General features: G+C 46.3%; 11 protein-coding genes. 2 read left to right on the forward strand and 9 right to left on the reverse strand.

Annotation, left to right across the window (positions count from 1 at the left end; genetic code table 11):
• Positions 1–271 precede the first annotated feature (271 nt).
• Positions 272–496, reverse strand: coding sequence for a DUF3276 family protein (locus tag ACM9J1_RS13325; protein WP_415582566.1), 225 nt, complete (start codon positions 494–496; stop codon positions 272–274).
• 173 nt (positions 497–669) lie between these two features.
• Between ACM9J1_RS13325 and ACM9J1_RS13330 the strand changes: the two genes are divergently transcribed.
• Together ACM9J1_RS13330 and ACM9J1_RS13335 are read left to right on the forward strand one after the other, a co-directional pair.
• Complete coding sequence (locus ACM9J1_RS13330; RefSeq protein WP_415582567.1) at positions 670–1,095, forward strand: DM13 domain-containing protein; 426 nt, start codon at positions 670–672, stop codon at positions 1,093–1,095.
• Positions 1,096–1,100: 5 nt separating this feature from the next.
• Entirely contained in the window at positions 1,101–1,991 is an 891-nt protein-coding gene (locus ACM9J1_RS13335; protein WP_415582568.1) for a hypothetical protein, read from the forward strand.
• A gap of 176 nt (positions 1,992–2,167) precedes the next feature.
• Here the strand turns inward: ACM9J1_RS13335 and ACM9J1_RS13340 are convergent, their stop codons facing one another.
• The 8 genes from ACM9J1_RS13340 to ACM9J1_RS13375 form a co-directional block, all read right to left on the reverse strand.
• Positions 2,168–3,175 carry a hypothetical protein gene (locus ACM9J1_RS13340; RefSeq protein ID WP_415582569.1) on the reverse strand — a complete coding sequence of 336 codons (1,008 nt, stop codon included), beginning with the start codon at positions 3,173–3,175 and terminating at the stop codon, positions 2,168–2,170.
• Positions 3,176–3,470: 295 nt separating this feature from the next.
• A complete protein-coding gene (locus ACM9J1_RS13345; protein WP_415582570.1) occupies positions 3,471–6,683 on the reverse strand; it encodes a type I restriction endonuclease subunit R in 3,213 nt (1,070 codons plus the stop codon).
• Positions 6,680–10,486 carry an AAA family ATPase gene (locus tag ACM9J1_RS13350; protein ID WP_415582571.1) on the reverse strand — a complete coding sequence of 1,269 codons (3,807 nt, stop codon included), beginning with the start codon at positions 10,484–10,486 and terminating at the stop codon, positions 6,680–6,682. The genes ACM9J1_RS13345 and ACM9J1_RS13350 overlap by 4 nt, the downstream gene beginning before the upstream one ends.
• 52 nt (positions 10,487–10,538) lie before the next feature.
• On the reverse strand, positions 10,539–10,820 hold the full coding sequence (locus ACM9J1_RS13355) for a hypothetical protein (RefSeq protein ID WP_415582572.1): 282 nt from the start codon (positions 10,818–10,820) through the stop codon (positions 10,539–10,541).
• Positions 10,821–10,831: 11 nt separating this feature from the next.
• On the reverse strand, positions 10,832–11,860 hold the full coding sequence (locus ACM9J1_RS13360) for a restriction endonuclease subunit S (protein WP_415582573.1): 1,029 nt from the start codon (positions 11,858–11,860) through the stop codon (positions 10,832–10,834).
• Positions 11,861–11,862: 2 nt separating this feature from the next.
• Positions 11,863–12,123: a hypothetical protein gene (locus ACM9J1_RS13365; RefSeq protein WP_415582574.1), complete on the reverse strand. Its 261-nt coding sequence runs from the start codon at positions 12,121–12,123 to the stop codon at positions 11,863–11,865.
• Positions 12,124–12,311: 188 nt separating this feature from the next.
• The gene (locus ACM9J1_RS13370; protein ID WP_415582575.1) at positions 12,312–13,433 is read right to left on the reverse strand and encodes a Fic family protein; all 1,122 of its coding nucleotides are present in this window, start codon (positions 13,431–13,433) and stop codon (positions 12,312–12,314) included.
• Complete coding sequence (locus ACM9J1_RS13375; protein ID WP_415582576.1) at positions 13,430–14,965, reverse strand: type I restriction-modification system subunit M; 1,536 nt, start codon at positions 14,963–14,965, stop codon at positions 13,430–13,432. The genes ACM9J1_RS13370 and ACM9J1_RS13375 overlap by 4 nt, the downstream gene beginning before the upstream one ends.
• Positions 14,966–15,152: the final 187 nt, after the last annotated feature.

Genomic DNA, 15,152 nt, shown 5'->3' on the forward strand with positions numbered 1-15,152 from the left:
TTCTCCGCTTGATTTTCGACGCCAAGCCGCCGATCCGCAACCACAGCCGCTCGCGCTACGCACTCGTCTTCGTGGTTTGCTTTACATTTTTGCTTTCGCTACGCTCATCATGCGCGTCGTAGGCGGCTTTGGCTTGAAAATCCATGCGATGAAAAAGAATGCCGCGCCCACCCGCCGAAACAGCGTCTAAACCATGAGTTGCTTCCTAGCCGATTGTTTTGAGCATTCGTTTTTACACCTAGCGCAATGCACCCTCGCGTGCGCTGCCATCCTACTTGCATTTAAGCTTTTCCAACTCCATTGCGGACTTTTTGATCCCGGTCATAAACGCGGCCAAGTCTTCCTCAAATACGAAAATGCGCTGGTGGTCAAAGCCCGTGCGGGTTTTCTCGCTACAGGACATCCGGAGATACAACCCGTTGCTGCTTCGGGCAATGTCAAAGAAATACGTCCGCGACTTTCTGGCGAGTTTCAGGGTTTGGAGGTCTTTGGGCATGTGTTTTTTGCGGCAAGGTATCGTAGCCAATTGGAAGGCGGTTACGGTTTTGCCGTAAGATTTGTTAATGGACCATCCGTCCTTACTGCGATTGATCCATTTTTCACCCCGTATGTCAGATAGCCGACAATTGTGCGAAACCCCGTCGGGTATTTTTGAACAAAAAAACAACCATGAAACATTTGCTATTTGCGGTGGCGGCTATCCTGATGTTATCTTGTGAAGCCGAAGGCGACCTGACAAGGCGCGAAATCGGATCCCTGCCCATTGGTGCCGGGGCGGAACGGCTTTATTCGGGAACGTTCTCCGGAACGCCCGGGATCGAAGCCTCAGGCACGGCGGCCATTATCAGAGATGGCGATGACATCAAGCTGTCTTTTGAATACTTCCTGATTTCGGCCGGCCCTGACCTTAAGGTATATCTGTCAACGTCGGCCAGCCCCGATACTTTCATCAACTTAGGCGCCTTGGGCAACGGCATGACGCAAAATTACGCGGTACCGCCTGGCGTCGACTTCAGTCTATACAACCACGTATTGATCCATTGCCAGCAGTACAATCACCTGTACGCGGTGGCACATTTAAATCCTGAAGAATAAAACGTATGAGAACCATTTTCACCATCCTATTTTGCATCGGTGCTTCGGGTGTTTGGGCTCAAGGCTGCAGCGATGCGGGCATCTGTAGTTTCTCCGCGCCGCACGACACCATCGTAGTCAAGAAAAACACCTTAGAAATTACGGCGGTTGCCGGGGCCGGAGACGCCGACACCAAATACTTTTCGCCTTTCATATCCTACACGCGGGGCTTTCGCGGCGGATGGCAAGGATCCGTAAAAATCACCTCATCACTGGCCACCGGGCAATTCGGCGAGCGTGCCTCCATAGGCGACGCCTTCCTGACGGCTTCCTACGCTCCTGCCAGCACCAAACCGCTGCGGTGGTCATACAGCGGCGGGGCCAAAATCCCGTTCAACCGGGCCAACCTTAAGATCAACAACCATCCGTTGCCGCTGGACTACCAAAGCAGCTTGGGCACGTTTGACTTGCTGGCGTCGGTCAACGTGGGCTTCCGGAGCTGGGATTTCAGCGGTGCGGTCCAGATTCCGGTGATCGACATCAACGCCAATTCGTATTTTGCGGAATATTCGGGCACCGATGATTTCCCGACTACCAATGGGTTCAAGCGCAGACCGGATGGACTGCTTCGCGCGACTTACACTCTTGACCGCGTCGTCCGTGGGGTGACATTCAAGCCAAACCTCCTCGCGATTTACCATTTGGGCGACGACACCTATGAAGACGTTAACGGACAACGCCGGCCCATAGACGGCTCGCGGGGACTGACTATCAACGGCAATCTGATCGTGGAAAAAAACTTGACCTCGGGCAGTATCATCCTTTCGTTGGCTACGCCATTTGTTGTCAGGGATGCGCGGCCGGACGGACTCACCCGTAGTTTTACGGCCGCCTTGGGTTATATCGCCCGATTTTAGCCGCCATTATGCCCTTTATTTGCCTTCGAAAAGTGCCCGTTTTTTTCTAGGCGTCCGTCGTCCTAAACTCCATCCGACACTTTACCGACCGGGAGGTCAGTTGCTGGCCACAGATGGACAAAAAGAAAGGACTGCCCCTTTTGGAGACAGTCCTTTTTCCGGAGGATTTTTGGGAATTACTCCTTGCTGTATTCCATGTTCACATTCCCGGTAACCATAGCGAACAGTGAGGTCACCGAATTATAGATCGGATATTGCTGGTCGCCCTCAGACTGCATGGTGTTGCTCTCGGCATCGAGAAGCAACTCGGTAGCCACCATCGCGTCGCCCGAAAGGTGGCGGGTGATGATGCGGTCTCCCTGGCGTGTCCAGGTACCGGTTTCGGTCGTGGTGCTGCAGGTAAGCGACGTGCCCAGATTACTCAAGATGCTCTGCGACCACTCGCGCTCATAGGTGCCGTCGGCGTTGAAGGTAATGTTTGAATCCGCGTAACAATTAGACTCGGTCATGAGATTCATCGAGCTGTCGCCGTCATTGTCAAGGTCTTGCGCATTGCCTACCATAAACGAATTCAACCCAAAATTGCCGACCACTTCATTCATCGAAGTCATATCGATGTTGTCGTCGTCGTCCTGACCATTGCCGTTGTCGTCTTCATTTTCGGTGTACTTGGTGAACGTCAGCTGCAAGTTCCCCGTCAAAGCGGTGAATAGAGACGTCGCGTTGTTCCATCCGGTGTAAGAACCGTCTTCTTCGGTGGCCGTCAGCGTATGGTCGTCGGCGTCAAAGTTGAAGGTCATGTTCAGGCTGCCTTCGCCCGAGGTGCGGGTCGTGGTCACGGTGTTGCCGCTTTGCGTATACGTGCCCGAAGACACCATCATGTCGCAATCCAGGCTGGTGCCGCCGTCGGCCGCTGTGGTCATGCTCATGTGCTGCTCATAGGTACCGTCTTCACGGAAGCTGATCCATGACGAATTGTAGCAGCTGCCTTCGGTGGTCAGGTCTGTGTTGCTGTCGCCGTCATTGTCGAAATCCTGTGCGGTGGGCACCGCCATCCGGGAGAGTTCCCAAGTTCCGGTCAGGTCGTCGGTAAGGTTTTCTGTGTTTTCGTCGTCATTGCTGTCGCAAGAATAGAACGCCAGGCCAGCCGCCACTACACACGTTAGAAGTTTCCAATTTTTCATGGTGAGTAAGGTTTAAGTTTATTGGAACAAAATTAAACCTTGCCACAACGCCTAATTTTACAAGACTTCCCGGAGATGTTATAGGGTTATTACAGCGAAGGCGCCGAAAACGGTACTGAACATCTGCCGCAACGTGTGGTGATGGCGCGCTTTCTAGTAGTTTGTCAGCGGTCTGCCAAGGGTTACTTTCAGTAGGAGGTCTAAAGTTGGGGCGACTTTTTATTAGGAAGTTAGGCTGAATTTGAAATACTTGTTAGTATCGGTGATTGTGTACCGAGTGAGATATGCAATTCAATTAACTTGTAAGTTCATTAGCAATCATTTCTGCCTGTTTCAAAACTGTTTCGGTAGCTAACAGCTGCATATCCGGCGGATAACCAAATTGTCTTAAGATTCTTTTTACGGCTACTTTCAGTTTCGCCTTTACACTCTCCTTGATGGTCCAATCAATGGATGCATTGTTCCTAATGGTTTCGGTAAGGACAACTGCCAATTCCCGCAATTTATCAACTTCCATCAATTCGCGTGCACTGTCATTATTTGCTACAGCAGTATAGAAGGCATATTCAAATTCGGTCAACCCCATTGATCTTGCCTTATCATCTGTTGCGACAATTTCTTTGCTCAAGCTGATGAGTTCGTCAATTACCTCAGCCGCAGTCAGGATTTTAGCATGGTATTTTTTTATGGAATTCTCCAGCATTTCGAGAAACGAGCGGCTCTCTACCAAGTTCATCTTCGATCTCGATTTTATTTCGTCGTTCAGAAGTTTCTTCAGCACTTCGAGAGCAACGTTCTTGTGCTGCATCCCTTTCAGTTCCAGCAGAAACTCTTCCGAAAGAATCGAGATGTCCGGCTTTTTGATTCCGGCAGCGTCAAAAACATCAATTACTTGCTCTGAGACAAGCGCCTTGTCAATGACCTGACGTATGGTCGTTTCAATTTCTTCATCTGTCCTTCCTGAACCTGTTGCATCGAATTTAGCAAGCCGGGCCTTTACCGCTTGAAAGAACGACACTTCATCCTTTACGTCCATTGCCTGGTCATGAGGAATGGCAATGGCGAAGGCTTGAGAGAGTGCGGTCACTTCGTTGATGTAACGTTTCTTCCCGTCCTCCAAACCCAAAATATGTTCTTCGGCCGCCAATATCAAGGATAACTTTCTGGACGTGTCGGATTCAAAATAGGTTTCATATTCGAAGCCGTGATACATATTCGAGACCACTTCCAGTTTTTCCAACATCAGTGCGACGGCTTGTTCCTGCACAATGGTAGGGTCGCCTTTTCCGCCCGCATCTGCATAAAACGACAGTGCCTTTTTCAAGTCTGACGCAATACCGAGGTAGTCCACTACGAGGCCACCCGGTTTGTCTTTGTAAACCCTGTTGACGCGGGCAATGGCTTGCATCAGGTTGTGGCCTTTCATTGGCTTGTCGATATAGAGCGTGTGCATACTCGGCGCATCGAAACCGGTAAGCCACATGTCGCGGACGATGACCAGTTGCAGTTCATCTTCGGTGTTTTTCATCCGATTGGCCAACAGCCTGCGTTGTTGTTTGGTTGTACTGTGCTTCGAAATTTTAGCGCCCTCTGAGGATGCTGCGGTCATCACCACCTTGATTACGCCTTTGGTAATATCATCTGAGTGCCATTCGGGCTTCAGGGCAATGATGGCGTCGTAAAGTTCCGCGGCAATGCGGCGGCTCATGGCCACAATCATTCCTTTACCTTCGAACACCTCCTGACGTTGGCTAAAGTGTGCTACGATGTCTCTTGCGATGTTGGCCACGCGATTCTCACTGCCCACCAGCGCTTCAAGTTGCGCCCACTTGGCTTTGGCCTTTTGGGTGCTGGTCAAATCTTCCTGCGCCAACTCCTCATCCAGTTCTTCAACGAGTTTCTTCCCTTCTTCGCTCAGGTTTACTTTGGCCAGACGGCTTTCATAATAAATACGGACGGTTGCGCCGTCTTCTACCGCCTGTGCAATATCGTATACATCCACGTAATTTCCGAAAACCGCCGGTGTGTTGACATCGGTATTTTCAATCGGCGTTCCGGTAAAACCCAAATATGTCGCATTGGGCAGGGCATCGCGCATGTACTTGGCGAACCCGTAGACGATTTTCTTCCCGACGATGTTGCCACTTTCATCTTTATCATCAATTGTCTTGGCCTTGAAGCAGTATTGCGTCCGGTGCGCCTCATCGGCAATCACGACAATGTTTTTCCGTTCTGACAGCAACTCATACACGTTGCCTTCGTCTGGCTGGAATTTCTGTATGGTCGTAAATACGACGCCGCCCGACGCCACTTTCAGCAACTCCTTGAGATGGTTGCGGTCATCGGCTTGTACCGGAAACTGGCGCAACAGCTGTTTCGATGCCGCAAAGGTTTCAAACAATTGGTCGTCGAGGTCGTTGCGGTCTGTGATGACCAAAATGGTAGGGTTGTCGAGCGCCAATACAATCTTTCCGGTATAAAAAACCATCGACAGCGATTTGCCGCTGCCCTGCGTGTGCCAAACCACACCGCCTTTACGGTCACCGATGGGTTGGCTGCTAACGCCCGGCACGCCATAACTCTCCGGCGACTCCATCGCGGTGTGTTGCAGATTTGAAAACCCGGTTGCGCGCAACGTGGACTCTACGGCACGGTTCACCGCATAATACTGATGGTATGCCGCTATCTTCTTTACAGTAGAAATGGTCGTGATGCCCGTGTCGGCATCTTCCTTTTTCGATTTTTCGTAAACGATGAAATGCCGAATCAAGTCTATCAACGTTTGCTTATTCAGCATGCCGGCGATCAATGTTTCCAACTGGCTGACCAAGTGCGATGCCTCCGCCTTTCCGTCTGCTGATTTCCAAGTCATGAACCGGCTGAAACCTGCCGAGAGTGAACCGGCCTTGGCTTCAAAACCGTCCGAAATAACAGAAAACGCATTGTAGGTAAATAGTCCCGGAATAATGGCCTTATACGTTTCCAGTTGGCGGAAAGCCGACAGGCAGGTCGTCTTTTCATCTGCGGCGTTTTTCAGTTCAATGACCACCAACGGAATGCCGTTGACGAACAACAGGACATCGGGGCGTTTGTTGTGTCCGTTTTCGATGATGGTGTATTGGTTGACCACAAGGAATTCATTGTTTTCCGGATTTTTAAAATCGACCATCCAAACCTGTTCTCCTCGATTGTCTTCACCAACTTGCTGCGATACCGGAATGCCTTCCGTAAGCAACTTATGAAACGCCTCATTGTTGACAAGCAATTCGGGGGAAGCAATCCGCAAGACATCCTTAATCGCTTCGTCTAGAACATTTGGCGGTAAATGGGTGTTGATTTTACGCACCGCACCGCGAAGCCGCTCAATCAACAGCACTTGTTCAAAACTATCCCGTTCCGGCGTTTCACTGTCGGGTGCAATGGCGGGGCCGTACACATAAGTATAGCCCAACGCCTGAAGCCGTTCGATGGCGAGTTGTTCGATGAGGGATTCGGTGAGGTGGGTCATTTGAAAAGTTTTTCGATGATTTGTTTTATTTCGTACGAATCAATTCCACCGTCTGGCTTATCTCTAGTAATAATGAGTTGCTTATCGGCGTCGCTATTTTCAGTATATTCAACAATTCCACTTTTTTGATACCATTCTTTCTTTCGTTTCCATTTGCTGCGATATTCGTCATCTGTTAGCATTCCTAAATGCTCCCAATAGTAAATGATTCCCGTATCTGCATCTTCGATAGTGAAATCGGGATGGATTGTAATTCCTCTCTCATCGGTTATTGCGGCTTCATAAACATATTGAATTTTATTGTGATAGAGTTTATCCGCAATTATTACTTCAGACTTTGAAATCATAAACTCTCCTTTTTCAGACACTTGGACGTATTTGGTATCATAGAACTTTTTATTCACCATCTTCAACTCAGGAATGCTAAATAAGTCTGTCAACCTTCGACCAGTTTCAGAATACTCGCCTGTCGTGAACTTACGGTAATCATTAAAACTCCCTTGATGAAGAACAACTATTCTATCTTCCTGTCGCGTCAAAGCCGTATAAAACAGTTCTCTTGAAAGTACGGGACAAGGATTTGGCAAAATAAATAATACAGTTTTAAATCCACTTCCTTGAGCTTTATGTACCGTTATTGAATACGCTAATTCAATTTGAACATCACCATCTTCCTGAAAGTCGCTTTCCTGAAATGAATATGCGTAGTCAGGCTGTGATGAGAAAGCGATATATACTGGTCGTTTGTATTTTTTTTCGTCTGAATTCCATTGACCGTAGGCGCCAATATGTAAGCCGATTTCACCATTGGCAAAATACTTCAGTAAATTTTCGTCCGCGATCCTATCGGGGTTAAAAATGTAATTCCAAGGCTTATCCCACTTCAAGTTTCGAAGATTAATCACTTTATCACCGAAGACAATTCCGTCATCTCCGACTGGCTTAGGCATTTTGCGTGGCGAATTCCTTAATTGTCCATTGTATCTTGAATAATATTGCCCCGGAAATATTGCCTTTTCCTTTGTTTTGCCTCGGAAAGTCTTTTGAATTTTCTGATTCAGAACTTTCGTACCATATCCAGCCGTACGTGTCGGCGACAAAATTTGCCAATTCTCAATTTCTTTTGCCGAGTTAATATTAAATCCTGACCAACGATATTCTTCAATGTAATTTCCCCCGAGTGAAGCGTCAAAATTAGTTTGAACATCCCGAAGTACTTTATTTGGAAGGGATTCAAGTAACTTTTCAATTTCCGCATTGGTAACTTCAATTAAGATTTCTTCAAGATGCTTTACATTGTGCCATTCAATAAATTTGATATTATCCCATTCAGCCTCTTTGTTAGCGGCTATTTCCTTGAATATGTCGCCTTCGGCTTTTTTAATTTCGTCGTCGCTGAACCATTTGCCAAGCCTGACATCGAGCCGCTCGATTTCTTCTTCGGGCAAATTATCTTGATCGAATTGCCTGAATAACAATTTTAATTCGGCAATGCCTTTGCCTTCTTGTTTCAAAAATTCGATACAATCTACAAAAGGGCGCCCAACACCAATTGGCGGCAATTGTCGGTAATCACCGACAAGAATAAATCGGTCCACCCCTGCGAGACAATCCAGCAACGCAGCGAGTTGTTCTTCCGTAAGCATTGAGGACTCGTCCACTATGACGGTATCATAGCGTACTTGCTCAGCGTCAGGATTCAAAAAATAGCTTTGAGTTTCTGGATCATATCTGTCCAAAGAATACAAGAATGTCGCTAGCGTTTGGGCATCCTTTCCCATGTTTACCCGTGCCTTACCCGTTGGGGCAAGCCGCAAAATTGTTCCGTTAGCAATAAAATCTTGTTCACAAAACAGATTAAGCAATGTTGTTTTCCCCGTACCAGCAGGACCAATCAAAACCGATACGCGACTGTTCGATAAAGTTTCTAAGGCATTGGCCTTCTCTTGCCTTGCGCGATCGTCTCGTTCCTGATACCATTGCGGAGTGTTTAACTTAATCTGACCAAATTTATCATCAATAAGTTGCCGCCAGTTCTGTTCAATTTTAGGATCAACATTTCGTCTAACTCTTTTTTTAACGAAATTCTGAATCTTGTTCTTTATAGATTCAAGCCTTGTCAGCTTAAAATAAAAGCGTTCTTCCTGAGCATCAAGTTCGTGCTCCATGATTTCTTCGCTCAAAAATTCTTGTATAGCCATTAAATTTCTCAATGACGGATTGCATATTGGCAAAATTGGAAGCTCATCGAATTTTGTCACAAATTGAGAATCCGTCAATATCGAGTTACCGTTTAACGCTTCGGCTTCCAATAATTGAACTCCATATGCCCTAATTCGTTTCTGATCCAACGCCGAAGATATTTTAGTTAACACCGGCAATGGAAAACGTTCAAATATTTTCCCATCTGCAAAAACTGCTTTATCAATAACTGATACCGGAAAACTAATGGAATTTAACCGACTGGATTCGTATAATAAGTAAGGATTTTCCAAAAACTCAAGTTGAACCTTTTTTCGTTCATTGATAACCGTTGCAACCTGTTTTAAATCCACATTCATTCGGCTCAATAGCTGTAAAAAATCTTTTTCTTCACCGCTTAACATTTTCCAGGTTTGCTTTTCAGTGTCGCTCATATTTACCGCTATGTTTTTTGACAAAAATGAAGTGTCGCCTTGAAATAACGCATCGACAAAATCCCATGGATTTTTTATCACTTCTCCATTTGCATCGCGAATCAATTTATCCAGTTCCCAGGCTATTAAGCTACCATCCGCTATCTTTAAACCCGACAATACCGAGCCCAAGCCGGGAAATGGCCCTCGCATTTTCCATAGCCTTGATAATTCGGCGTCAATCCACCTGAATTGTTCTTCATAATTCTTATCGGGCAACAGCGCTTCAAACTTTTTTAGCTTTTCATGCAGGATGAGTAGCGATTCAATAGCCGAATCATTCGAAACCCATTCTGACCCATAAGAAAACTCGTCAAACGTTGGGGCGAAGGCTAAGTAGTCGGGGATATGGATCGTATCATCGTTCTCGGCGATTTTGAAAAACTCTTGGTAGGGTAATAAAAAGCCATTTTTAAAATCGTCGCGAATAGTATGATGAACAGGCCTTTCCCATAACGTACTGCGAAATTTTTTAGGGAGCGCTTCGTCGTAATCGTATTCTTTCAAGCCCCCAATTTCAGATATATGCCCGACACCTATCAATATCCGAGAAGTCGTGTCGATAAACGGGACGTTTTTGGCATAAATAAAAACCAGCGAACTGTTCGGCTTGATCGGTCTGATGAAAGTATTAAGAAGCGATTGCTGGTTGTCAATCTGTTGAACCCATCCATTTGCGAACCCCAAATCAGGTTCTTTATTCACATCATACGGAATTTGAAAGGCAGCAGCTTTTTCTGAAGTATCGTCGCTTGAATTCTTACGCATCCAACTATACGGGATAACGGAAAAACTATAACCGGGATAATGATAGGTGGTTTCCCTATAATGCCCGTAAAATTCGCTATTGTTGTCGTTCTTGGCGTACGGATGATTTACTTTTTTATAAATACTGTGGGGTGACATAAAATGCACCTTTTCTCCAACGCACGGCGGTAGTTCATCATGTGGCAACTCATGCAACCAACGCTCCGCATTTTGTTCCTCTAGTTCTGCGTTCTTACTCTCATTGATTCTCGGCAAAAACATACAAGAACCGTTTTCTCTTGGGTTGCAGCACACCTTGCCTTTCCAGCCTGCATCATGCCATGGAACTCTAACTGATAAGTGTCGCGTAGGGATGTTCATATAACGACTATTATTATTAAAATACTATTTTATAACCTGAAGAGCTGTAGGGTTACTTTATCATACCCTTAAATTCGTCAATTTTCTTAAAACCTTCAATCTTGGCAAGTGCTTCCAACATTGCACTCGTCCAAATTCCCGTATTAGGCAACTGAAACCATAAAGGATTTCCTCCCTGGCTCGGATAACCAATGTCATCACCGTACCCATTCCAGCGCATCGCCAGCCGTTCATCCCGTCCTTCCCAGATACCGTAAGCAACGGCAAAATCGCCATCGTCATAAATGATTGTGTGTTTATGAAATTTATAAGGTTTTACGCGCTCTGGTCTCATAATCCTTAAGTTTACATTTTCACCCGCACCTCCCCACTCATCAACTTCGGTAACAACGTATCGCGTAAGGCGGTGAGGGTGCGGATTTGGGTTTGGTCGGATTTACTTTTCTTAAACAAAGGGCTAACTGCATTTTCAAACTTTTCGAAAACGTAATCAGGAGGAGTTAGTATAGGCATGTTGTTCAAAACTTCGGTAGTCATGCTCGGAACAGCAGAGCCAACATTCATCGATGCAAGATCTTGATCTTTTAAGAAATAATACACAAATTTAGCGACATTAGGTTTTTTCATTTCTGTATAAAACATTGTGTCTACCGTCCAAAATGGGTCATTCTGATACATAATATTATTTAATGTTCCCTTTCTAGGAATTAGCACGGATTCTTTTTCATAGAGCGCCTTTTCAGCGTATCGCATCAAGCCTCCGGAACCATATACGGGGATGGTTCCATCCGCAAGTGACTTATGGTCCTTACCATACTTGACATTGACAAAATCAGAAAGGGCTTTCTCCTCCCACTCCTCCTTCGCTTCCTCCACAAACCACTTCCTGAACAACGTTTCCGCCATTTTCTCAAGCGTGGCATTTTGCCGGTGCAATAAGTCTATTTTATCGTCTAGGGAAGAAAGGATGGCGGCGATGGCGGTTTGTTCGGGGAGAGGTGGCAAAGAGACCTCCAATGGATAAACATGATTTCTATTCAATGTTGGCACAGCACTACCGACATTGAATGATTTAAAATCAATTGTTTTTAAAAAATAATAAACGAAAATCTCATTATTTCCTTTAAAATCTTTAACATACAACGTCGTGTTGTGCGCCCAAAACTCATCTCTCCATAAGAATGAATTACCGAGATTTCCACTTCTGCCGATTGTTACACCAATACCTTTTGTAGTTGATTTGTTGTGGTAACCAATTATTCCATTTGATCCTGCAACCGGAATTTTACCATCAGCCATTTGAGTTTTTGGCAAATCGTGTCCCCTTTGCAATGTGATTATATCTCCTAAAGTACAATCCTTCCACTCTCCCATCTTCATCCATTTAAAGGTTGCGTACTCATCCATTGAATCTGGACCACATCGGTATCCTGTACCACCTTAAACCCAAGGCTTTTCTTTTTCAAAACCTCGCTGGCCTTGAACCGAAAAGATTTTTGAAACGGCTTTGATTCGTGGGTGATGTTGATAATCAACATGTCGCCGTGCGCCAACCCATCTAAATGGATGCGGTAATTAACCGATGTTTCCTTTCGGGTAGAAGGGCGTATGGTTCTCTTCCTGATGACTTCAGTCATATTATTGTAATTGCTATTTAAGTTGCTCTGCATCCGCTTCTTCTTCTTCTTCTTCTTCTTCTTCTTCTTCCACCTGCATACGATTTGTTACTTTCGTATGCCTATCTTAAATGATATGTATACGATTTCGCGTTTTTGTATACATATTGTTGCTCATCTGCATACGTTTGGTTGTTTTGTTATGCATATTATTCATGCACCGATTCTATCTGTTGGTCGTTCTTATGATTGTTCTGCGGTACAGAGTTCATCAGCAGGTTACACAATTGCATGTTCATATAATAGTTGGTCCTGCCTACCTTTACCTTTTCCAGCAGTTTGTGCTCTACCAGTTTGTTTAGATATTTGGTGGCCGTGATGCGTCCTACGCCTAGTGTCTTGCATACAAAATCGATTTTAGTATAGGGGTGCGAAAACAGATTATTCAGAAATTCATGCCTATAGCTTCTTCCCAGCAAAGGCCTTATTTTGTGTTTGTATTGCATCATCAGCGTCGATATGGCTTTTACCTGCGCGATGGTCTGCTCGGCCGTTTGCTCGACGCCTTTAAGCATGTAAAGGATCCAGGCCTCCCACTCGTTATCATCCCTGACCGCCTGAATTCTTTGATAATACTCAGCTTTATTGTTGATGACATAACGACTGAGATACAAAATAGGCAAATCGAGGAGGTTCTTTGAAATCAGGTACAGAATATTGATGATCCTTCCGGTGCGCCCGTTTCCATCATAAAAAGGATGGATGCTCTCGAACTGGTGGTGGATGATGGCCATCTTAATGAGCGGGTCTAGATCGCTGACGCTATCATCGTTAATAAAAGTTTGCAGGTTATCCATGTATCGCTCAATCGCGTTTTTTTCTTGAGGCGGCGTATAAACAATTTGGCCCACCTGATTTTTCAGCGTGGTGCCAGGCACGCTTCTGAAGCCTGCGCTGTTCTGTTCAAGCTTTTTCTGGATCTCTTTAATGCAGCTATTGAGCAATAATTTGTCTTTCCGGATGATTTGAAACCCTAATTTCACTGCCTCGGCATAACTCAAAACTTCCTTGGTCGACGCGGAAATGGCAAATTCTTTCATTTGCGCATCAGCTTTATACAAGTCGTCATGAGTGGTAACAATATTTTCCACTGCCGAACTATCCTTTGCTTCCTGCAATACGAGCGTATTGATCAAAATTGTCTCATTTGGGATGGTAAGGGCAATCCCTTTCAATTCGGCCAGCTTTCGGTTGGCGGCATTCAATTGCCGCAGTACCTTCCTGGTTTCGACATCGACGGCCAAAGGCAGCAAAGGAATTTCGTAACTCATGGCATATTGATTTTACCCAGGTTGTCCCTGATGATTTTATTGAGCGCCACTTCCTCCTTCAACTGTTCTTCCAACTCCGCTTTTAAGGCCGAAAAGCGTTCCACGAAATTGAAATCGTCTTCCTCATCGGGCAAACCTACATAACGGCCAGGCGTTAATACATAATCGAGCGATGCGACTTTTTCTATCGGCGCGGCGGCGCAAAATCCGGCGATGTCTTTATAATCGCCGTCCGGGTTGCGCCAGTTGTGGTAGGTGTCGGCAATGCGCATGACATCATCGTGTGACAATTCCTTCGTACGGCGGTTAATTAAATGCCCGAGGTTGCGCGCATCGATAAAAAGGATTTCCTTGCTACGGTCGCGGAATTTACCATTGCTGCGGTTGCGGCTCATGAACCACAAGGCCGCCGGAATCTGGGTGTTCAAAAATAATTTTGCCGGTAGGTTAACGATACAGTCGATCAATCCGGCCTCAACCAATGCTTTACGAATGTCGCCTTCGCCCGATGTCTTGGACGTCAGCGCGCCTTTCGCCAACACGACGCCCGCTTGTCCACTCGGCGCCAAATGGTAAATAAAATGTTGCAGCCACCCGAAATTGGCATTGCCAACGGGCGGAACGCCGTAAGCCCAACGCGCATCCTTGCGCATCAATTCACCGCCCCAGTCGCTCACGTTGAACGGCGGATTGGCGATGATGTAATCGGCCTTGAGGTCTTTGTGTGCATCATTGAGGAACGAGCCTTCGTTGTTCCATTTCACCTGCGACGAATCGATCCCGCGGATGGCGAGGTTCATCTTGGCCAAACGCCAGGTGGTCTGGTTGCTTTCCTGCCCGTAAATGGAAATGTCATTGACGCGGCCTTGGTGGTCTGCCACGAATTTTTCGGATTGCACAAACATCCCGCCCGACCCGCAACAAGGATCGAATACGCGGCCTTTGTAAGGTTCGAGCATTTCCACCAACAACTCGACGACACTCCGAGGCGTGTAAAACTGGCCGCCTTTCTTGCCTTCGGCGAGCGCAAATTCTCCGAGGAAATATTCGAATACGTGACCAAGTACATCGGCGCTCCGGGCTTTGGCATCGCCCAGCGCGATGTTGCCCACCAGGTCAATGAGTTCGCCCAGGCTGGTCGGGTCAAGATTCTGGCGCGCAAATACTTTCGGCAACACACCTTTGAGCGACGCGTTCTCGGTTTCAATCGCGTCCATGGCTGCATCTACCGTAACGCCTATGGTAGGCTGCTTGGCGTGCGACTGCAAAAAACGCCACCTTGCCGACGGCGGTACGAAAAAAACATTCTCGGCCTTGTATTCGTCTTTGTCTTCAGGGTCGGCACCGCTGGCCTCTTCGGCTTTTAACCGGTTGTATAATTCTTCAAATGAGTCGGAAATGTATTTGAGGAAAATGAGCCCGAGCACGACGTGTTTGTATTCGGCCGCATCGATGTTCTTACGAAGCTTGTCGGCAGTTTTCCACAGTTGTTTTTCTAAGGCTTCCTCGGTTACCTTTTTTTGTTTTGCCATTTTATGGATAAGGGTTACAATTGGTGCCGCCGTTCTTTTTGTGCCCGGCGTACGGTTGCTCAAACATAACAATATTTTTTGTATGCTATCGCCGTTTCAGACCAATTACATTTTTTTTCGGACGAATTTCTTTTTATTCAAATTGATGTGTGTGAAAAGTTTGCCCAGCGAAAAATTTCACACAAAA

Source organism: Flavobacterium longum (genome assembly GCF_965137575.1).
Lineage (GTDB): Bacteria > Bacteroidota > Bacteroidia > Flavobacteriales > Flavobacteriaceae > Flavobacterium > Flavobacterium longum.